Source organism: Pseudomonas sp. NFPP28 (assembly GCF_900115535.1).
Taxonomy (GTDB): Bacteria; Pseudomonadota; Gammaproteobacteria; order Pseudomonadales; family Pseudomonadaceae; genus Aquipseudomonas; species Aquipseudomonas extremorientalis.
The window spans coordinates 207,601-230,018 of record NZ_FOWT01000005.1 but is presented as its reverse complement, the minus strand read 5'-3'; the positions used below and the strand labels follow the sequence as shown (position 1 = coordinate 230,018).

The 22,418-nt window shown below is 64.8% G+C and carries 7 protein-coding genes; 4 read left to right on the top strand and 3 right to left on the bottom strand.

The features are described 5' to 3' along the window. Positions 1-491 precede the first annotated feature (491 nt). The 4 genes from gspE to BM110_RS14810 all read left to right on the top strand — a co-directional run bounded on the left by gspE (position 492) and on the right by BM110_RS14810 (position 17,081). On the top strand, positions 492-1,910 hold the full coding sequence (gspE, locus tag BM110_RS14825) for a type II secretion system ATPase GspE (protein ID WP_093513702.1): 1,419 nt from the start codon (positions 492-494) through the stop codon (positions 1,908-1,910). Next, on the top strand, positions 1,910-3,121 hold the full coding sequence (gene gspF / locus BM110_RS14820; RefSeq protein ID WP_058427213.1) for a type II secretion system inner membrane protein GspF: 1,212 nt from the start codon (positions 1,910-1,912) through the stop codon (positions 3,119-3,121). The genes gspE and gspF overlap by 1 nt, the downstream gene beginning before the upstream one ends. A 324-nt stretch (positions 3,122-3,445) precedes the next feature. Beyond that, the gene (locus BM110_RS14815) at positions 3,446-4,633 is read left to right on the top strand and encodes a substrate-binding domain-containing protein (protein ID WP_071491222.1); all 1,188 of its coding nucleotides are present in this window, start codon (positions 3,446-3,448) and stop codon (positions 4,631-4,633) included. Positions 4,634-4,838: 205 nt separating this feature from the next. Continuing rightward, positions 4,839-17,081, top strand: a complete 12,243-nt coding sequence (locus tag BM110_RS14810) for a filamentous haemagglutinin family protein (RefSeq protein ID WP_093513701.1) — start codon at positions 4,839-4,841, stop codon at positions 17,079-17,081. Positions 17,082-17,148: 67 nt separating this feature from the next. Here the strand turns inward: BM110_RS14810 and BM110_RS14805 are convergent, their stop codons facing one another. From BM110_RS14805 to BM110_RS14795, 3 genes are all read right to left on the bottom strand, one after another. Continuing rightward, on the bottom strand, positions 17,149-18,738 hold the full coding sequence (locus BM110_RS14805) for a hypothetical protein (RefSeq protein WP_093513700.1): 1,590 nt from the start codon (positions 18,736-18,738) through the stop codon (positions 17,149-17,151). Between the two features lie 67 nt (positions 18,739-18,805). Continuing rightward, positions 18,806-20,539 (bottom strand): hypothetical protein, encoded by a 1,734-nt coding sequence (locus tag BM110_RS14800; protein ID WP_092245876.1) that lies wholly within the window; start codon positions 20,537-20,539, stop codon positions 18,806-18,808. Next, on the bottom strand, positions 20,536-22,323 hold the full coding sequence (locus tag BM110_RS14795) for a tyrosinase family protein (RefSeq protein ID WP_093513699.1): 1,788 nt from the start codon (positions 22,321-22,323) through the stop codon (positions 20,536-20,538). Before BM110_RS14795 ends, BM110_RS14800 begins: the two co-directional genes overlap by 4 nt. Between the last annotated feature and the right edge of the window lie 95 nt (positions 22,324-22,418).

Genomic DNA, 22,418 nt, shown 5'->3' with positions numbered 1-22,418 from the left:
TGTGTCGCCGCCTTACTGTGGCGAGCGGGCTTGCCCCGCGTTGGGCTGCGAAGCAGCCCTAATACCAGTGAGCGCGCCGTGTGCATTCTGGTTTCCCACGTCATCGTTAACAACCATCGCGGGCAAGCCCGGCTCAGGGGGAACGCGCACGCCTCAACGATCCGGTCGGCTACCAGGCCGCCGCGCTTTGCTTTTGATTTTGATCTGAGGCGCCCCGTCAAACACGCTGGCCGGAATTCGGCAGGGATTTGGGGGGTAAACCGGCAGGGATGCCGGTTTAGCCGCCCCGCGCCATGGATGGCGCGTGGCGGCGGCCCCCCAAATCACTGTCGGATTACGGGCACACCGAGCCTGAGCGAGGTGCCGAGTGTTGGGGCAAGAGCGTTTTGCTTACTTTTGCGCTCTTCAAAAGTGAGCCGCCGTAAGGGCGGAACCCTAAGTAGCCGTTACCGCAGCAACGGATATGTACACCTACAAACAGGGCCAAAACCATGAGCCTATTGCCCTACGCCTGGGCCAAATCCCAACGCATCCTCCTGCGCCCCAGCGACCAGGGCATGCTGCTGACGGTCTGCCCCTCAACCCCCGGCTGGTCCATCAGCGAAGTCCACCGCCAATTCGGCCCGGCCCACCTCGAACAGGTCCGCGACGATGAACTCGACGGCCTGCTCACTGCTGCCTACGCTGACACCGGCAGCGCCGCCGCCGTCGTCGGCGCCGCCGAAAACGAGGTCGACCTCGACCGCCTGATGCAAGACATGCCCGAAATCACCGACCTGCTGGACACCCAGGACGGCGCCCCGGTGATCCGCATGATCAACGCCTTGCTCACCCAGGCCGCCCGCGACGAAGCCAGCGACATCCATATCGAACCCTACGAAACCCATTCCGTAGTGCGCTACCGTGTCGACGGCACCCTGCGTGACGTGGTCTCGCCACGCAAGGCATTGCATGGCGCGCTGGTCTCGCGGATCAAGATCATGGCCCAACTCGATATCGCCGAAAAACGCCTGCCCCAGGACGGCCGTATCGCCCTGCGCGTGGCCGGGCGGCCCATCGATATTCGCGTGTCCACGGTGCCCACCGGCCATGGCGAAAGGGTGGTCATGCGCCTGCTGGACAAACAGGCCGGGCGCCTGCAGTTGGAAACCCTGGGCATGGAGCCGCAGCTGCTGGCGCGCCTGGATACGCTGATCCGCCAGCCCCACGGCATCGTGCTGGTCACCGGGCCCACCGGCAGTGGCAAGACCACCAGCCTGTACGCCGCCCTGGCGCGGCTGGATGCGAGCACCAGCAATATCCTCACCGTGGAAGACCCGGTGGAATACGACCTGCCGGGTATCAGCCAGATCCAGGTCAACGCCAAGATCGACATGACCTTCGGCCTGGCCCTGCGTGCGATCCTGCGCCAGGACCCGGACATCATCATGATCGGCGAAATCCGTGACCTGGAGACCGCACAAATCGCCGTGCAGGCTTCGCTCACCGGTCACCTGGTGCTGGCGACCCTGCACACCAACGATGCGGTGTCGGCGGTCAACCGCCTGATCGATATGGGCGTGGAGCCGTTCCTGCTGGCGTCGTCCCTGTTGGGGGTGTTGGCCCAGCGCCTGGTACGGCGCCTGTGCCCGCACTGCAAGCAGGAAGACCCCGCCGCGCCCGGCACCTGGCGCCCGGTCGGCTGCGCGCAATGCAACCAGGTCGGCTACAGCGGACGTACCGGGATCCATGAGTTGTTCTGTGTCGACGATGCGGTACGCAGCCTGATTCATGAGGGCGCCAACGAGCAGGACCTGCGCCTGGCCGCGCGCCGCGCCGGGATGTTGAGCATGCGTGAAGACGGTGAACGCTGGGTGCGCAGCGGTGCCACCGCCCCCGAAGAAATCCTGCGTGTGACACGGGACGCCTGATGAATCGCTATCGCTATGAAGCCGCCGATAGCAGCGGCAAAGTCGAGGCCGGGCATGTGGAGGCCGACAGCCAGAGCGCAGCCTTTGCCAACCTGCGCAGTCGCGGTTTGACCGCGTTGCTGGTGCAGATCGAAGGCAATCAGCAGGCCGCGACGGGCAGCAGCCTGTTCAGCGCCAAACTGTCGGACAACGACCTGGCCTGGGCCACGCGGCAACTGGCGAGCCTGCTGGGTGCGAGCCTGCCGTTGGAAGCCGCGCTGAGTGCCACGGTGGAGCAGGCCGAGAAAAAGCATATCGCCCAGACCCTGGCCGCCGTGCGCGCCGATGTGCGGGGCGGCATGCGCCTGGCGGATGCGTTGGCGGCGCGACCTCGGGATTTTCCGTCGATCTACCGCGCGCTGATTGCGGCGGGGGAGGAGTCCGGTGACCTGGCCCAGGTGATGGAGCGTTTGGCCGACTACATCGAGGAGCGCAACAACCTGCGTGGCAAGATCCTCACCGCGTTTATCTACCCCGGTGTGGTGGGGCTGGTGTCCATCGGCATTGTGATTTTCTTGCTGAGCTACGTGGTGCCCCAGGTGGTCAGCGCGTTCTCCCAGGCCCGCCAGGACCTGCCAGGGCTGACCCTGGCGATGCTCAACGCAAGTGACTTCATCCGCGCCTGGGGCTGGCTGTGTCTTGCCGGGATCGTCGGCGGTTTCTGGAGCTGGCGCCTGTACCTGCGCAATCCGGTAGCGCGGCTGAATTGGCACAGCCGCGTGCTGCGCCTGCCATTGATCGGGCGTTTTGTACTGGGGTTGAACACGGCACGATTCGCCTCGACCCTGGCGATTCTCGGCGGTGCCGGGGTGCCGTTGCTGCGTGCCCTGGAGGCCGCGCGGCAAACCTTGTCCAACGACCGGCTCGACCAGTGCGTCAGCGATGCCACCGCCAAGGTGCGCGAGGGCGTCAACCTGGCCCCGGCGCTGGCGGTGGAAAAGGTCTTCCCGCCGGTGCTGATCCACTTGATCGCCAGCGGCGAGAAAACCGGCTCGCTGCCACCGATGCTGGAGCGCGCGGCGCAGACACTGTCGCGGGATATCGAACGGCGTGCCATGGGCATGACCGCCTTGCTGGAGCCGCTGATGATCGTGGTGATGGGGGCCGTGGTGCTGGTGATCGTCATGGCGGTGTTGTTGCCGATCATCGAGATCAACCAACTGGTCACCTGACCGCACCTGCTCCCGTCCAACCTCGGGTTCCTCGTTCCGTCACATTCCGACAGCTCATGTCGCCTTCAGCCATACGCGCTGAAACCTGACTGTCACCTGCGCCCAAAGCGCTCGGAATCATGACCGGAACACCCGAGAATCTTTTTAAAAATCAAGGTGTTCCTCCCGAGGTTTTTTCCTACAAACGTCATCGGAAACTGCGAATTTCTGTCCCATGGTTTTAACCCCTGGCCACCCCCCTGAACACGGCTCGGGACCGAAGCCATGGCGTCATGCAAGAGCCCTCTACCCCAAACGTACAAACACGACGAAAGGAGATTCTTCATGTTTAAGCGCAACGTTCTCGCGGTATCCATGACCCTCGCTGCATTGTGCTCGGCCCAGGCTGCAATGGCTGACATCAACGGCGGCGGCGCAACCCTGCCACAAGCGCTGTACCAGACGTCTGGCGTGTTGACCGCAGGTTTTGCCCCGTACATCGGTGTGGGCAGCGGCAATGGCAAGGCAGCTTTCCTGACCAACGACTACACCAAGTTGAAGGCTGGCGTTTCCAACCTGAACGTGCACTGGGCGGGCAGCGATTCCAAGCTGAGCGCTACTGAACTGTCGACGTATGCGTCGGCCAAGCAACCTGCCTGGGGCAAGCTGATCCAAGTGCCATCGGTGGGTACTTCGGTTGCCATCCCGTTCAACAAAAGCGGGACTGCGGCCGTTGACTTGAGCATCAACGAGCTGTGCGGTGTGTTCTCCGGCCGTATCGCCGACTGGAGCGGTATCACAGGTTCGGGTCGCAGTGGCGCCATCAAAGTGGTTTACCGCAGCGAAAGCAGTGGCACCACCGAACTGTTCACGCGCTTCCTGAATGCCAAGTGCGCTGAAACCGGCACCTTCAATGTCACCACCACCTTCGGCACCAGCTACACCGGTGGTTTGCCTGCCGGCGCGGTTTCCGCAACTGGCAGCCAAGGCGTGATGACCACCCTGGCCGGTACCGACGGCGGTATCACCTATATGAGCCCTGACTTCGCCGCGCCGACTCTGGCCGGTCTGGATGACGCAACTAAAGTCGCTCGCGTGGGCAAGGACGTGGTCAACGGTGTGGCGGTCCAGGGTGTATCGCCGAAAGCGAGCAACGTGTCCGCTGCCATCAATGCCGTGCCGTTGCCTGCTGTCGCTGACCGTGGCAACCCTGACGCTTGGGTTCCCGTGTTCGGCAAAGCCAACACTGCGGGTGTGGTGCCTTACCCAACGTCGGGCTACCCGATCCTGGGCTTCACCAACGTGATCTTCAGCCAGTGCTACGCCGATGCCACCCAGACCACCCAAGTGCGTGACTTCTTCACCAAGCACTACGGTTCGTCTGCCAACAACGACGCAGCGATCGAAGCCAACGCGTTCGTGCCACTGCCAAACAACTGGAAAATCGCTATTCGCGGTAGCTTCCTGACCGCCACCAATGCCCTGAGCATCGGCAACACCAACGTCTGCAACGGCATCGGTCGTCCGCTGTAACCCACGCTTTCAAAGACCCGCAACACCTGATCAGCAACGGCCTGCGCCGTTGCTGATTTTTGCGTTTGTGCTGTTCACCGCCGCGCCGACAGCGTCATGTGAACTTTGCATGACAGAAGTTCAGTCGTGTCCCTCGCCAACCGCCTAATCCTCATACGTGAGCCTGTCCTGCTCCCTGCGTAATAACAAAGAAGGAAGATTCCCGATGGTCCGCTGCAAATCGCCGGTCAACCTGAAAGCCCCCGAGACCGTTCTGTGTCTCAAGCCTTTGGCCCATGCCATTGCCTTATTGATGGTGGCGGGTAACGCCCAGGCAGCCACGGCGTTCAGTTCCGGCTGGTTTGCCGACAAGGGCGCGTCCCAGGCGGCCACGGCAGCGCGTACCGGTGCCGGCCAGGTGCCGGGGATTCCTTCATTGAACCAGCAGGCGCGGGTCAAGCAGCAGTTGGCGCGCTCCATCAGTACCTTGAACACCAGTGTCGCGGCCATTGCGGCCCAGCAGGCCGCGCAAGCGGCAGGGCGCCAGGCGGCGTTCGGTCAGGTCTCGGCGATTCCCGATGGCCTGGGCAAGGGCGGCCTGCAGGTCGACAACAGCCTGACCCAGGGTTGGACCCACGCCAAGAACCCGACCCAGAGCCAGTCCGGCGGCAAGACCACGGTGACCATCGAGCAGACCGCCGACAAGGCGATCCTCAACTGGGAGACGTTCAACGTCGGGCGCAACACCACCGTGGACTTCCAGCAGCAGGCCAGTTGGGCGGTGCTCAACCGCGTCAACGATCCCAATGCGCGCCCCAGTGAGATCCAGGGCCAGATCAATGGCGCCGGTACGGTGATGATCATGAACCGCAACGGCGTGGTGTTCGGCGGCACCAGCCAGGTCAACGTGCGCAACCTGGTGGCGGCCGCCGCGAACATCACCGACGAGCAGTTCACCCAACGCGGCCTCTACGTCGATGCCAACGGCACCCAGCCGACCTTCACCGATGCGGCAGGCAAGGTTCAGGTGCAGCGCGGTGCGTTGATCCAGACCCACAATCCGGCCACCTCCACCGACGCCGGCGGCTATGCCTTGCTGCTCGGTACCGAAGTGGAAAACGCCGGCACCGTCATCACCGCCAAGGGCCAGACCACCCTGGCCGCCGGCGACAGTTTCTACATCCGCAAGGGTGTCGGCACCACGGGCAACGACCGCTCCACCACGCGTGGCAATGAGGTGGCGACCAGCCTCAACCCTGGCAGCAGCGCAGGTAAAGTCACCAACAGCGGCCTGATCATGGCCTCCACCGGCGATATCACCCTCACCGGCCACCAGGTGCAGCAAAACGGCGTGGCGCTGGCCAGCACCTCGGTGGACACTCGCGGCACGATTCATCTGCTCAACGCTGCCAGCGACAGCACCGGTAGCGTGACCCTGGGCGAGGGCAGCACCACCGCGATCTTGCTGGACGCCAGTGGCAGCACCGCCCTCAACAGCCAGAAAGACAACGGGCTGGTCAAACTCGACGGAACACCCGCCAACCTGATCACCGGCCGGTTCAACCACCTCAGCGCCGTGGCTGACCGTACCGACCAATCACGCGTCGAGATCGTCAGCGGTGGCTCCGTGGACTTCCAGAAGGGTTCGATCACCCTGGCCACCGGCGGCCAGGTGGCGGTCAGCGCTACCGGGCGCAGCCTGGTGCGCGATGGCGCGATGATCGACGTCTCAGGCGCGGTCGGCGTCAAGGTGTCGATGGCATCCAACACGATCAAGATCAACGTGCAGGGTAACGAGCAGCGCGATGCTCCGGTGAACCGTGACGGCGGGCAACTGATCAACAACGATGTGTGGGTCGACCTGCGCGAGCTGGTGTTTGTACCGGCAGGCACCAACGGTTACGCGACGGATCGCTGGTACACCGCCGGCGGCTTGCTGGAAGTGGGCGGTTACCTCGGTACTCAAGGACATTCGGTCGGCGAATGGATGGCCCAGGGCGGCACGGTGACCTTTACCGGCAAGGATGTGGTCACTCAGACGGGCGCGCAGATCAACCTGTCCGGCGGCACCGTGGACGTGCAGGCCGGTTACATCCAGCAGACCTGGCTCAAGGGGCCCAATGGCCGCTTGTATGAATTGTCCAAGGCGCCCGGCGACATCCTCTATTCGGGGTTCTACAAGGGCTATGAAGACACCAGCGCGCGCTGGGGCCAGACCGAGTATTACTACAACCCGCTGATCGCGCCGCAACGCCGCTACGAGGCCGGCTACACCGTAGGCCGCGACGCCGGCAAACTGGTGGTCGGCACCACCAGTGCGGTGTTGGAAGGTCAGTTGATCAGTGATGTGTTCCAGGGCGATCGGCAGACCCAGGCGCCCAACATCAACCTCGACGGCTACCAGCAATCCAAGAAGGCCATGGCCCAGCGGGCGCAGTTGATCATCGGCCAGTACATTCCGATCTACAACAAGACCACCGGCACGCTGCGCTATGCCCTGAGCGGCACCGCCGACCAGGTGCTGATCGATGGCAATACCCGGAAAATCGCCGATGGCCTGGACCTCACCACGGCGCTGCCAGCCGATCGCCAGGGCCAGATGGTGCTCGACAGCGACCCGCTCAACGGTTACCAACTGGGCGCGATCAAGGTGGGCGCCAAGCAGCAGATCACGGTGAATGGTGCGCTCAAGGTGGCAGACGGCGGCGACATCACCTTGTTCGGGCCGGGGGTCGATATCAACGCCAATCTCACCGCCCGGGGGGGCAGTATCAACGCGGGCAACATCCTCACTCAGGTCAACCTCAACGCGGGCAACACCGTCGGCGATGTGATCCTCGCGGGCAGCGGACGGGTCGATGTGGCGACCGGCGTCAAGCTGGACGCCGCCGGGCGCTGGAACAACCTGGCGCTGGACCCGAGCCTTGGTGAAGGCGTGGCCTATGTGAACGGCGGCAAGGTGTCGCTGCGCAGCACCGGCAACCTGAACCTGGCGTCAGGCAGCGTGGTGGAGGCGTCTTCCGGCGCCACGCTCGGCGTGGATGGCAAGCTCATCGGCGGCAAGGGCGGTGACGTGACCTTGGGGGCACTGGGCAGCCTGGGGCTGGAGGGCGAGATTCGCGGTTATGGTGTCAATGGCGGCGGCACCCTGGCGTTGCAGGCCCGCAAGGTACAGATCGGCAACAGCACCGGGGCGCCTGACGCCGGCACCGTGCAACTGGCGCAAGACTTCTTCAACAAGGGCTTCTCGGCCTATGACATCACCGGCAACGAGGGCCTGCTGGTCACTGACGGCACCCAGGTAGATGTCACCACGCCGGTGTATCGCCTTGGCGAGCAGACGTCCGCTGCGCCAACGGGAGGCGACCCTGCCACGGTATTGGAGCGCTGGACCCCTGCGCTGTATCAGCAAGACGCTGCTAAAGGCGTGCTGACCCAGCGCCGTGGCGCCAGCCTGACCCTGACTGCCGGTCGGCAGGAATCCACGGCGGCCGAACTGGCTACCACGGCCCTGACAGTGGGCCGGGGCGCGGTGATCAACGTCGACCCGGGCCAGAGCATCAACCTGCGCAGCGTCGGCCAGTTGACGGTCAACGGCACGCTCAATGCCTGGGGCGGCAGCGTCAATCTGGGAGGCCTGACCGCTGTCGGTTCCGAGGTGGCCAATGCCGCCGGGCATAACCGCTCGATCTGGGTCGGCGACCACGCGGTGATCGATGTGGCAGCCCGTGCGATCAGTGCCGCGGACAATCGCGGGCGCCTCTACGGCCAGGTCGGCCAGGGTGGCAGGATCAGCCTCGGCGGCGAAATTGACCTGGCCACCGGCATTTCCAAGGCCAGCGACCTGTTTGTGGTGGTGCGCGACGGCGCGCGCCTGGACGCTTCCGGTGCCCAGGCGATGCTCGACATTCCGGGCCAGGGCCGGGTGCAGGTGGCCAGCAATGGCGGCAGCATCAGCGTTGCGTCCAACAATGGCCTGTATCTGGATGGCAGCTTGGTCGCCCGGGCCGGCGGTGCCGCGGCGGCGGGCGGCAGTTTATCGCTGGCACTGGAAACGCCTTACTACCTCAAGGCGGCGGTCACCGACCCGATGCTCAAGGTGCGTGAACTGGTGCTCAGCCAGTCCCATCAAGCCAGCCCCCTCCCGGACACCCTCGAGTACGGCCATGGCCGCCTCGGTGTGGACCAGGTCACCACCGGCGGCTTTGATAACCTGGCCTTGCTCAGCAACGGCGTGTTGAGCTTCGACGGAGATGTGTCGCTGAACATGGGGCAAAGCCTGCGCCTGTACAGCGGCGCCATGGGCCTTGCCGAAAACGCCGCCGCCAACGCTCGCATCAACCTGTCTGCGCCTTATCTGCTGCTGGCCGGCATCCTTGCGCCGCTGGACCCCAGCAAGGACCAGTACCTGCATCCGGTGCTGGCGTCCAACCTGTCGCAACGTGCCAGCCAGGCGCTGTTCCAGGCCAGTGGCAATCTGATCGACGTGCGCGGCAATGTGCTGTTCGGCAACCAGAGTGACCTGACGCTGAGCGATGCCAGCAAGCAGAGCATCGATCGCCGTGGCTTCGATGATGTGCAGTTGAGCAGCCAGGGTGACCTGCGCTTCCTGGCCGGTGCCGGGGCGGACGTGATCGCGCAGGGCATCAGTACTCAGTTGATGACCAAAGGCGATATGACGCTGCGCGCCGCGCAGTTGTACCCGGCGACGGACGTTGGCGCACGGGTGCTGGCCGGTTTTATCGATGCCTTCTCTGGCTTCAAGTACGACCCGACCCGTACCTTGACGATCGCGCGCACGGGGACTGCTGATGCCGCCATGCCGTACTCGGCGTTTGGCCGCTTGCAACTGGGCGGCCCGACGATCAAGCAGGGCGGGGTGGTGCGTGCGCCCCTGGGCCTGATCGAAATCGGCAACCTCGGGGCCAGCCGCGTCGAGTTGCTGCCCGGCAGCCTGACCTCGGTGAGTGGCAAGGGATTGGTGTTGCCCTACGGCGGCACGGTAGACGGCCAGGTCTACAAATACAACGGCAAGACTGTGACGTTCCTTGGGCAGGGGGCGTTGCCTAACGCGAACGGCAGCCTGAATGTCGGGATGGTCCTGGGTGGCGAATCGGTGGTGGTGCAGCCTGACGCTACCGTGGACCTTTCCGGTGGCGGCGAGCTGCTTGGGGCCGGGTTTATTTCCGGGCGCGGCGGATCTACCGATGCGCGCTACAACCCCCTGGTGCAATTCGGGGCAACCGGCGGTTTTGTGTTGCCGGGGCTGGGCACCAACCCGGTCTACGCGATTGTGCCGGGCGCGCAACCGGGCTATGCCCCGGTGGGGCCGGAGGGCGGGGCGACCGACCCGTTGATTGGCCAGCAGATCACGATCGGTGCCGGTGTGCCGGGGCTGACAGCGGGCACCTACACCTTGATGCCGTCCACTTATGCCCTGATGCCGGGGGCCTTCCGCCTGGAAATAAACGGCTTGGCGGGGCTCGGCAGCGAAGGCACGACCCAGTTGCTGCGCAACGGCTCATGGTCCACTGCGGGGCGCTTGTCCATCGCCAATACCGGCATCGGCAACAGTACGGCGAGCCAGGTGATCCTCACCGCCGCCGACACCCTGCGCCGATATTCCCAATACAACGAGACCCGTTATGCGCAATTCGCCGTGGCCGACGCGGCCCGCCTCGGGGTGCCGCGTGCGCTGTTGCCGGTGGATGCCAAGACCCTGCAACTGAACCTCAGCCCGGGGGCGGGTGCCAATGCCTTTTCGTTCAAGGGTATCGGTCGCTTCGAGGCCGCCGACGGCGGTTACGGTGGCACCGTGGCGTTGACCAATGGCAACAGGAGCACGGGCAAGGACATTGAGATCGTCGCGGCAGGCAAGGGCGCAACCCCGGGTTTCAGCGGCATCAGCGTCGAGGCCGAGAGCCTCAACGCGCTCGGCGCGGCGCGTCTGTTGATCGGTGGCCTGACCGTGGTGACCTACGGTCAGGGCGGCAACTACATCAACCTGGCCAACGGAGCCTTGAGCAACATCAACCTGCGCGAAGGCGCGAACCTGGCGGCGCCGGAAGTGTTGCTGGTGTCCTCTACCGGCAAGGTAACCGTCGAACAGGGGGCCTCGATCAACACCATCGGTCGCGGCAAGGCCAGTTATGACGCACGTGACGGCTTTGTGTACAACATGCCCAATATGCTGGCGGTGTCCAACGGCCTGCTCAACGTGGTCGCAGCAACGCCGATGGCAGGTGTGACCAGCGGCGGGATCGAGCTGGGGGCTTGCACTGGCACGCTGTGCAGCGGCCAGACCGCTTTGTATTCCGAAGGCACACTCGTTGCCTTGACCGACAGCACCCTGCAGATGGGGGCGGACGTGCGTTATGGCACCCGTCACCTGAACCTGGGCGTATCCAGCATCAACGTCGGCAGCCCCGAAGCCTTGGCCGCCGCCGCTGCCGGCAATCGCCTGCCGGCGGGCATGACCCTCACCCAGCAAGTCCTGGAGCGCCTGCTGCGGGGGGACACCCAATTTGGCGCGCCGGCCCTGGAAACCCTGCAACTGTCGGCACGCGACAGCTTCAACTTCTATGGCACCACGACCCTGGATACTTATGACTCGGCGACCGGCAAGTCGATGCTGAGCAACCTGATGCTGTCCACGCCGGCTATTTATGGTGCGGGCGGCGCCAACGATGTAGCCACCATCCATACCGCCAACCTGATCTGGCAGGGGGCCGCGACACCGCCCGTGGCGGCAGTGACTGACGGTGCCGGCAGCGGCAGCGGGCGCCTGGATATCCATGCCGAGCGCATCGAGTTCGGCTATGGGGATTTTGCCCAGCCAAGCACCACCCAGTCCTTTGACCGCCTGGCCCTGGGCTTTGCCAACGTCAACCTGAACGCCAGCCAGCGCATCACCGCCAACCATAAGGGCAGCCTCTCGGTGTATCAGCGTCAGGGCGCCTATGACGCGATCAAGGGCTTTGCCTACAACGGCGGCAACCTGAATATCCTCACACCGTTGATGAGCGGTGAAGCTGGCTCAGTCAACCGGATCACAGCCGGTGGCGCGATTGATGTGCGCGCCTCGGCGGGGCCGGTGGGCGAAGCGAAGGGCATTGGCGGCGAGTTGTCCTTGCAGGGTGACAGCATCCGCCTGGCCAGCGCGGTGGTATTGCCCAGCGGCAAGCTCACCCTGGGCGCCCGTGGCGACGTGGTGTTGACTGATGCGGCATTGATCGATGTGGCCGGCCGGGCCATTGCTTTCAACGACCTGACTAAATACAACGCTGGCGGCGAGGTCCTGCTGGAAAGCCGTGCGGGCAACGTGCTGCAGGCGGTCGGTTCGACCATCGACCTGTCGGCGCAGCACAACCAGGCGGGCCGGCTGCGGGTGGTGGCCGTAGAGGGCGCGGCGGGCACCGTCGACCTGGCGGGCAGGATCGTCGCTGGCAGCAGCGGCGACTACGATGCCGGCGGTACGCGGGTGCCTTACCTGGCGGGCGCGGTCGAGATCCAGGCCCAGCGGCTGGGCACAAGCGGCACATTGAATGAACAGTTCGCCGCCCTCAATCAACGCCTCAATCAAGGCCAGGTGTATGGCTCGCGCAGCTTTCAGCTCAAGCAAGGCGATCTGATCATCGGCAGCGATGTGAAGGCCAACAGCGTCAACGTTTCGCTAGACAATGGCAGCCTGCGCGTTACCGGCCTGGTAGACGCCAGCGGCGAGCGCGTCGGCAGCATCAACCTGGCCGCCAGGAACGGCCTGGTCCTGGACGGTACGGCGGTGCTCGATGCCCATGGCACGCAAGTGCGCGTGGACAGTTATGGCAAGGTCATCGACGCGCCGAACCGCGCCACCGTTGTGCTCGGCTCCGGCCAGGGCCAGTTGACCCTGGCCGATGGCGTGCGCATCGACCTGCGCCATGGCACGGGGGCAGGGGCCGGTAATGACGGACGCAGTCTCGGCACCCTGGAGCTCAACGCGCCCCGTCTGGGCGGCAATGACATTGCCATCGATGCCAGTGGGCGCCTGACCATCACCGGCGCACGTTCCATCGCGCTCAATGGCATGGTCACCTACGACGATGCCCCGACCAGGACCGATGCCACCCCGAACGGACGTCCGTACCAGGCGATCGACCAAGCCTACCTCGACGGCAAGCACGCACTGAGCACGGCGTTCATCAATGCTGCGCTCGGCAATACCAACCTGCTGCAGAACAAACTGGCAGGCCTGAATAACGCCACCTACGGCGATGTTTTCCACCTGCGGCCTGGTGTGGAGATTATCAGCAAGACGCCCGACGGCGACCTGGTGGTACAGGGCGACCTGGATTTGTCCGGCTATCGCTACGCCAGCCTCAAGTCGACCGAACCTACCGAGGCCGGCAGCCTGACCCTGCGCGCCGGTGGCGACCTGAATATCTACGGCAGCATCAACGACGGCTTTGCACCGCCGCCGCAAACCGATGATGACAATGGCTGGGTCCTGCGTGCAGGTATCGACTACACCGGGGGCACGGTGGTGGTGCCGGGCAGTGGTGTGACCCTGGCGGATGGCACCCTGTTTCCGGGCGGCGTGACGCTCAATTTCGATGTGCCGACGCAGCCGCTGTTCCTGCCTGCTGGCACGCGGTTGCCCGTCGCGGCAACGCTCAGCCAGTCCTTGGTGCTGCCTGCCGGGACGGTGTTGGCCGCCGACGTGCGGGACGCATCGGGCAATGTGCTGTTCGCCGTGGGCACGCTGCTGGTTCAGAGCCAGACCCTCGCCGCCGGCAGCACGCTGGACGCCGGCACCTTGTTGGGCAGTGCGGCCAACGTCAACGGGCTGATCTGGCCCAAGGGAGTGCCTTTGGCTACCAGCCTCAAGCTGGCAGGCAGTAAAGTCTTGCCCCGTGGCGCGCTGTTGCCGTCGGGTACCGATGTCAAGTTGCCGGACGGTGTGGCGTCGGTACAGCTGCGTGTCGCCGATGCCGGTCGCCAGGGCAAGAACTGGGCGATTGCGCCGATGCTGGAGGAAGGCTCGCAAGCGTGGTCGATTCGGCTGGTGGCCGGCGCGGATACCGGCGCGGCGGACAGTCGCCTGCTGCAACCGCACCCGGTCACCGGCAACCTTCGGTTGGCCGACAGTCACTATGGGATGTACGGGCAGGGTGCGCTGGTCTGGACCGAGCAGGGCTCTTTGGATGTCTATGGCGACAACAGCATGGTGGGCAAGCCCATCGATGTGAATGATGGCTACGCCTACCCCGGGATTTGTGACGATATGCCGGAATACTGCTCGTCCGAGGGCGATGCCTACACCTTGCTGGCGGGCGGCAGCACGCGTTTCAGTGTCATCCGCACCGGCGCTGCGGACTTGGATTTGCTGGCAGCCGGCAACCTGAGCATGGAGTCGTTGTACGGTGTCTACACCGCCGGCAGCTCCTCCACGGGCACCTCGGCTGGCGACCCGTATAACCTCAAGCGTGCCCTTGGCGGCAATGGCAAGGTCCTGGGTAACGTCGGCGGTAACGAAAAGTGGGTCAACGGTGGCCCCGACAGCCTGTACCGCGCCTGGTACCCGGACACGGGCGGCAATGTGCTGGTCAAAGTGGGGGGCGACCTGACAGGCAATATCACCAGCCCTGCGCAGAATGGCGTTGCGCGTCCTGTGCCTGTCGACCTGGGGCTGGATTCAGCCAATGTCGGCAATTGGCTGTGGCGACAGGGTAATAACCTGGAGGGTAGCCAGGCACAAGCGACCGCCTGGTGGATCAATTTCGGTTCTTACGTCGCTAACGTGCGTTCGGACCAGATGGTCGGTTTTACCGGGTTCGGCACCCTGGGTGGCGGCAACCTCACGGTTGATGTGGGGGGCAATGCGGGAATCATCAGTGCGCTGTCGTCAACCGCCCAGAACGTCAGCCCACGCAGCCAAGGCCTCGTTCTGGCGGTCGGCGGTACAGGGCGGGTCGCCGCCGATGGCAGTGTGCAACTGAGCGGTGGTGGCGACTTGAACCTGCGGGTGGGCGATGCGCTGAACCCCGCCAGTCAGGTCACCGTCGATCACCTCAATGGCTCGTTGGTGAACCTGCGCGGCCACGTACAGGTGACGGGCGGCAGCCTGGGCAGCCTGACCTTGCGTTACGGCAACCAGTCCAGGGACCAGAGCCCCAGCGAAGTGCGCGCCTACGACCCGCTGCGCTCCACCTCGGCCATGGCGGCCGGCGGCTTGAGCCTGCTGCCAGGGGATTCGACCTTCAGCCTGGCTACCCGGGGCGACCTGGTCCTCCAGGATGTCGCCGATCCAGGCCGCGTACCGCAGATGAATGCCTTGGCCTACGCAAAGGAAGGCGTCAACGGGGTAGGACAGAGCTGGTTCAGCCTGTGGACCGACCGTACGGCAGTCGATCTGTTCTCCTCCGGCGGTAACCTCACACCACTGACCCAGACGCTGGAAACCGATATGGCGGCGGTCTACCCCGCCACATTGCGTGCGGTCGCCGCCAGCGGCAGCCTGTACTACGGCCGTGCGTCGACGAGTAACCCGAATGTGCCGCAGCCATTGCAGGCGCTGGTGCTGGCACCGTCGGCCAACGGTCAACTGGAATTGCTGGCGGGCGATTCGATCTACGGCGGCGACTTGACCATCAGCCGTTCCAGCGCAAGTCCGCAAAGCCTGGCGACGATCCAGCGTCCGGCGTTCCTGGGCTTCATCAACAGCTTGCCGGTCGCAGGCAGCGGCAATCTTTCCAGTGATGGCAACATCGCACGCCTGGGGCTTCACCCGCTGTTCGCGTTTGGCCCTGACACCGCGAGCATGGCATGGGGCGGCGCCTTGGAACCGGCGCGTTTCTATGCGCTCAGCGGTGACCTGCTGGGGGTCAACAGTGGACGGGCGCTCAGTCTCTATGGGGCAAACGATCCACGCTTCGGTCAGACCTACTACGAAGGTGCAGGCCCGGTCTGGATGCTCGCCGGGCGCGATATCGTCAGCAGCGGCACCCGCTTGAATGGTGCCCTTGGCGGGGACGTGAGCACCGGTGAATACACGTTCACCGGTAACCTGTTCGTGCACACGGGGGCGACTGATATCTCCATTGCCAGCGCCGGGCGCGACATCCTCTACAGCAGTTTCAATGTCGCGGGCCCCGGGACCCTTGAGCTGACTGCCGGGCGCACTATCCAGATGGACGATCAGGTGGGCGTGAACAGTCTGGGCGCCGTGGCGGCCGGCGACAACCGAGCGGGTGCCAGCATCGCCCTGCAAGCCGGTGTCGGGCCCAAGGGGCCGGACTACCGTCGGTTTGTCGAGGCTTACTTGAACCCCGCCAACCTGGCGCTGCCGGGTGAGTCGATCCAGGGCAGTAAGGTCGCCAAGACCTACGAGAGGGAATTGCTCGCCTGGCTGGTCGAGCGCTTCGGGTTTACCGGAGACGCCGAACAGGCCCACACTTACTACGCGGCGCTCCCCGCCGAGCAACAACGGGTGTTCGCCCGCGACGTGTACTTCGCCGAGCTCAAGGCCGCCGGCCGTGAGTACAACACCGCTGGCAGCGTGCGCCAGGGCAGCTACCTGCGTGGCCGCGCGGCGATTGCGGCGCTGTTCCCGGACAAGGACGTGGCTGGCAACCCGATCACCTACAAAGGCGACATCACGATGTTCGGTGGCGCGGGCGTGCACACCAACTTCGGGGGTTCCATCCAGATGCTCACGCCGGGCGGCAGCCAGACCTTCGGTATCGAAGGCGCGGCGCCACCGTCGACGGCGGGGGTGATCACCCAGGGCGCGGGGGATATCCAGCTGTATTCCCTGGGCAGCATCCTGCTGGGCCAGAGCCGCATCATGACCACCTTCGGCGGCTCGATCATGGGCTGGACCAGCGAAGGCGACATCAACGCCGGGCGCGGTTCCAAGACCACCGTGGTGTACACGCCGCCCAAGCGTGTGTATGACAACTGGGGCAACGTCGGCCTGTCGCCGTCGGTGCCGAGTACCGGTGCGGGGATCGCCACGCTCAACCCGATCCCGGAAGTGCCGGCGGGGGACATCGACCTGATCGCACCGCTGGGCACCATCGATGCCGGCGAGGCGGGCATTCGTGTGTCCGGCAACGTCAACATTGCCGCCTTGCGCGTGGTGAACGCGGCGAATATCCAGAGCCAGGGCAAGTCGTCCGGGGTGCCGGTGTCTGCTGCGGTCAACACCAACGCCATGACGTCGGCCAGCGCGGCCGGTGCGGCGGCGTCCCAGGCCGCGCAAGACGCGGCGCGCAGCCAGCAGGCGGCCGCCAAACAGGGCAGGCCGTCGATCATGACCGTGGAAGTGTTGAGCCTGGGCACCGAACCGTTGCCGCAGGAGCCTGCGCCGGCGCAGAAAACCTCCGGCTACAACCCCAACAGCCCGGTGCAGGTGCTGGGCGCCGGGCCGCTGAGCGAACAGGCGCGAGCGCGGCTGACGGATGAGGAGCGCAAGCAGATCAGTTTGTAAGGCTTTGGAAGGGACCTCTCGATGTACCGTTCGGGGCGATCAATGATCGCCCCTTTTTTTGCGCCGGTTACGGGTTGTCCTTGAGGGTCTTGAACGACTCGATGCGTTTGATCAGCCGCGTATTTTTAGCCGAGTCGGCATTGCCGAACAGGAACGAGAAGTCCGACGCCAGCCCGGATTTGCCGGCAATCGCCGCGTACTGGTGGCAGTCATTGCAGTTGTCTGTCTGCACGTAGGTTTCTATCGTGGTGTTGGCGACCACGACACTCTGGTCGCTGACAAACGGCCCATAGGACAGCGGCACCTTCACGTTCGGCCCAGGGCCTGGATCGTTGGGGGCGTTGGGCGTCTTGGACCACAGCACGTTCACCAGTTTGTAGTACTGGAACACCGACTGGCCCTGGGTCTGCTGGGCGAAGGTCTGCTGCACCGCCGTGTTCAGCGCCTGCATGTCCTGGGGCGTGGCGTTGAGCCGGGTGGCCTGCACCGGCTGGTCCAGGGGCGTGCAGTCGGGCGGCGTGTGGGTGGCGTCGCACTGCACGCGGGCGACGTTTGGCGCGCAGGCATTGCCGGTGCACTCGGGGTTGTTGAAGCTGTAGCCCTGGGGTGGGGCGGCGCCGCCATCGGGCACGTTGTCGATCTGCTCGAAGGTGGTCCAGATGAAGTTCGGCTGGGTCTGGGTCTTGTTGATGATATGCAGCCCTACCAGGCCTATCACTTCCTGGGTGCATTGCAGCGTGTCCGGGCGTTGCAGCCAGGCCACGGTGGTCAGGTAGCGCCCGTACAGGTCGGGCTTGTTGGTGAGCACGCGCCAGGCCGCCTTGAGTTCCAGGGCACCCAGTTCCTCCTGGGGCAGCGCCTTGGCCGGCAGCTCGCGCACCGGCTTGCCGGCCGGCAGTGACAGGCCGGCGGGGTGTCGGTTGTCGCTGTTTTGCGCCACGATCAGCTGGTTGGCGGCGTCGTACAAACCGTTGTCGACGATGTAGTCGAACTCGGCCTTGCCCACCTTGCGCTCGAAAAACACCAGGTTGCCCGACTGGTCCGTGAGCCAGCCGCCGGATGCTTCCATGATCGAATCCGGCAGGGTCACCTGGGTGCCGCTGGACAGGTGGAAGCGGTGCTTGCGGTTGATCGCGCTTTCCGAGGTGGCGGTGATGAATTTACGCGCCCCCGTGGCAAACGCCTTGAGGTTGCCGGTGGCGGTGCAATGGGACGGCACCAGGGTTTCCACGCCCCAGCCGGACGGCTTGGCCGCGCCGGGCAGGAAGATTTCGCTGGCATCCTTGTAGCTGGCCCACACCGGGGCATTGCTCATCGGTTGGCCGGGGGTTGGCGGCACGCCGAACTGGGCCGCGCTGCTTTGGGTGTCCGGCTCACCGGCCAGGCTTGGGTTGGCCGGCCAGCCGGGATTGACCGGCCAGTTCATGGCGATGAACAACTGCCAGCCGAAACAATTGAGAAAAGCCTGCTCGGTGCCGAAATTGTTCACCGGCAGGAAGCCGCCGCTGGTGGGATCGAACACCAGCTGGCTGACGCAGCTCTGGGCGTCCGAGGCGGCATTGGCCGGTGTGGGGGCCAGCAGTGGGAGAAGGGTGCAGGTGATTGCGCAGGCAATACGCAAGCGTGCCCGGCGCAGCGGGCGAAGCCATCCGTTCATGATCGCATTCCTTGCTCAAGACTCAAGGGGCGGCCGCCCAGGCCAGGCATGGGCGGCCGGGAGGCACTCAGGCGCTGGGCACCAGGGCCAGGCCGCTTTCCCAGGGGTGCTCGGAGGCACTCGGGTTGGCCGCTTCGCTGGGGTTCAGCGCACGCACGCTGACCAGCCCCGGCGCCGCGTTGCTGCTGACGGTGATGGTCATGATGTAGCCCTGGGTGCCGCCGCCGTCGGTCTGGCCGGGAATCGCCGAGGCATCCGGCAGGAACTGCGTGACCTGGGCCGTGATGCCCGGGTTGGAGAACTGCACCCGTGCATCCGCCGCCGTGGTGTTCGGGTCGGCGCCTTGTACCACCAATACGAACTGGCCTGAGCTGCCGGGGGCAAAGCTGGCCGGCAAGTCGCTGGGGGATTGGCCGTAGAACAGGTCAATCGGCAGCAACTGCACGGGCCAGGGTTGCGCATCGGTGGTGTTGGCCGCCACGCAGGCACACTCCTTGGGCTGGGCCGTGAGCGGCGCAGGGGTCACGCTGAGGGCCACGTTCAGTTCGTTGGCGATCACCCACACGTAGTCGATCGGCGTGCCGTTGATGGTGATCTCATTGATCGAGAACCCCGCGCTGGCCGGCACCTCGAAGACCGCCTGGAGAATCTGGTCGGAGTTGTTCGGGCCGGTGCCGGCGGTGCCACGGGTAACGCGCCAGTAGCTGCTGACATCCTGGCCTTGCGGGCCTTTCCAGGTGCTGAAGGACTTGGGTTGCTGCAGGTACAGGCCGATAGGGTTGGTCAACGAGATCAGGTTGTTGACCGCCGCCTGGTTCGCGGAGAACCCGATATGCGGGTCGGAGTTGCGGTAGTTCTGCCCGTATTGCGCGCAGCAGATCAGGCTCTGCTGGTTCTGGCTGCTGGTGAGTGGCCGCAGGATGGTGGCCGCCGCCGCCAGGTAGATCTCGGCACTCAGGGTATTGGGGCCGGAAGTCAGGTGCATCGCGCCGCCCGACACGCCCGGTATGCGCACGGTGCCGCTGTTCCATTTGTTCACGGTGTCGTAGGCGGGCTGGCCGGTGGTGGGGTCGAGTACCGGTTCGCCGGCCTTGCCGGTCGGGCCGTCTGCGGTGTAGCGCAGGTACAGGTCTTCGAGTTTCACCTGCGGGTCGACATACGCCTGGTACAGGCCCAGCACGGCACCCGGGTCGATGTTCCACATGGTCAGGAAATACGCCGGGTTCTCGCTGGTGAACATGATGCTGCGCATGTTGCCGTCGGGGTCGCGGGTGATCGACCATTCGCAGTATTCGTCCAGCCAGCCCCGTGGGCCCGAGGGCGAAAAGTCGGCGTAGGGGCCGTTCCAGTTGATGGATTTGCACAGCACGCTGGGGATCTGCAATTGGGTGGCCTTGGGGTCCGGGTACAGCGAATAGAGGGTGTCGTTGAGGGTGATCTGGCCGTGGTCGGTCAGTTGCATCACCTGGTCCAGGGTCATGGCCTTGCCGCCCAGTTGCGGGACCACGGCAGCGCCCTCGTTATAGAAAAACGTCCACAGCCGATTGGGGAAGGGCTGCCAGGTGATGGTCTTTGGCGTCAGCGTGCCGTAGCCGCTCTCCAGCGGGTTGTAATAGCCCGAGCGCGGTGCATCGTTGAGGTTAGACCAGGGGTTGCCGATGATCGACATCTGGGTCCAGCCGGTGACGTTGTTGTTCCAGTCGGTTTCGAACGTCGGCAGCTGGTCCTCCAGGCCCAGCTTGTTGTAGTCCTTGGGCGCTTGTTCGGCGGGGGAGGTGAATTGGGTGAAGGGTGTGCTCATGTCGGTTCTCCAGCATCAGTGTTGGTGGAGCAGCAACCGGCGCCCGGAGCGGGGCCGGCAGAGGTTTGGCGCGGGTCGTCCCACACCAGTTCGGCGATAAAGCCAGGCAGCGGCGCGTATGCATCGGCCGTCAATACCTGGCCACTATCGGAGTGGGTCACGACCAGCGATAACTGCGCTGTGTCGGTCGGTTTGAGCTTGAGTACCCGGGCATTGCGCGCAGCGTTCAGCGCCCGCGACACGCCCTGGGTGACGCAGCGGCCCTTGTCGTCGACCAGGCCCATGCCGATGCGGCTGAAGCGCCCGACGTAATGCGGGTTATCGGCGCGGGCGTGTTGCGCGGTGGCGTCGGGCTGGTTGAGGAAGACGTCGATCAGGTAGGTGTCGTGGGTGCAGCGCACATGGTCGAACACCACCCACGGACCGCTGCCTGCCGCCTGCGGCTGACGGCAGCACACAGCCTTGGCCGCGCCGAACTGCGGGGCGACTGGCGTGCCATAGTCGTAGCCGATGTGCCGGCTGTCCTGGGCCATGTCGCCGAGGGTGGTGTAGCGCCAGGCGTCGGCGCTGGTGAAGGTCACGTCATCGGCCTGATGCCCGGCGAAGGGTTGCAACAGGCATTGGGTGGTGTACTGCGCCGCCGGGTTGGCGCGGATCCAGACCTCCAGCATGCGGTCGATGTTGGCGTGATAGGAGCAGAATACCGGGTCGAAGGCGGTGTAGGCGTTGTCGGCCATGTCGCCGCCGATCCAGCCGTGATAGTTGTCGTGGGGCTGCTCGTAGAGTCCGTCGAAATTCAGCGCACGGTTGGGGTAAAGGTTGTCCGGTTGCGGCGGGTCGAAGGCCGTGATGTTGGCCCATGGATAGCCTGGCACACCCTGGGGCTGGCTGAAGGTGGTGAACGCCAGCGCATCGACCACCTGCTGCTGGAAGATCCGGCTCATGCCATACAGTTGGGTGCGCTCGAACCGAAAGTCTTCGCCCTGGGTGTAGAACAGCGGATTGCGCTGCACGTACAGGCAGTCGACACCTTCGACCGGCGCGGTGGCGCAGACCTTGGAGCAGCCATCCTTGGCCGCCGCATAACGCAACGGGTTACGCCGCACCTCACCGGTATGCGGGTGCACGTAGGTTTCATCGAGGAACGCCTGGGGCAAGCCGGCCTGGGGGCTGCCGTCGACACTGGCGTCTGCGGCCATCCAGTCCCAGTAGGGGATCGCGCAGTCGATCAGTGCTTCCAGGTACAGCAGGTAAGCGCGGTGCCACAGGGCGAAGGCTTCCTGGTAATGCAGGCACCAGTTGGTGTGGATGTAGGCATAGCGCTGCCAGGGCGAGCCACTGTCGGGGTCGCCGATGTGCATTACGTCATCCAGCTTGGCGCGGTACAGGTTCAGTGCTTCGGGGCTCAGGGAGCGGATGTCCTGGCGCACACGCTTGACCGGGTGTGGCAATGCCGGTGGCGGAATGCGCTCGGCCAGGTCAAACGGCGAGATGCTGTCCAGGCGCCAACCCTGGTTGACCCAAAGGCGGAAGGTTTCCAGGGCATCCATCGGCCAGAACTGTTGCTGATCGGTGGTCAGCGGCATGTTGCGCGAGGCCAGGTGCTGGTAGATGGTTTGCGACCAGGTCTTGACCGAGGCCGGGTCTTCCAGGAACACCTCGTAGGCGTTCATGCAACCGACCCAGGTGGCGGCGACGGCGGTGCGCTGGGCGGCGGGTATCCAGTAGGGGGCGCTGAACAGCGCCTTGATATCACCGGTCCATGTCGGTTTCGCGACTATCATAAGATCCCTCTCATGCCGCCTTCAGGCCAGGTGTTGGCCGGGCTGCTAAGCTGGAACGATGTTAACTAGCCACTGCGCAGGATTTGTGCAAATTG

What these genes read in the sequence shown, in the direction of transcription:
- BM110_RS14800 (WP_092245876.1), bottom strand. Translation starts at nt 20,539, where the DNA reads ATGAGCACACCCTTCACCCAATTCACCTCCCCCGCCGAACAAGCGCCC.
- BM110_RS14815 (WP_071491222.1), top strand. Translation starts at nt 3,446, where the DNA reads ATGTTTAAGCGCAACGTTCTCGCGGTATCCATGACCCTCGCTGCATTG.
- gspF (WP_058427213.1), top strand. Translation starts at nt 1,910, where the DNA reads ATGAATCGCTATCGCTATGAAGCCGCCGATAGCAGCGGCAAAGTCGAG.
- BM110_RS14810 (WP_093513701.1), top strand. Translation starts at nt 4,839, where the DNA reads ATGGTCCGCTGCAAATCGCCGGTCAACCTGAAAGCCCCCGAGACCGTT.
- gspE (WP_093513702.1), top strand. Translation starts at nt 492, where the DNA reads ATGAGCCTATTGCCCTACGCCTGGGCCAAATCCCAACGCATCCTCCTG.
- BM110_RS14795 (WP_093513699.1), bottom strand. Translation starts at nt 22,323, where the DNA reads ATGATAGTCGCGAAACCGACATGGACCGGTGATATCAAGGCGCTGTTC.
- BM110_RS14805 (WP_093513700.1), bottom strand. Translation starts at nt 18,738, where the DNA reads ATGAACGGATGGCTTCGCCCGCTGCGCCGGGCACGCTTGCGTATTGCC.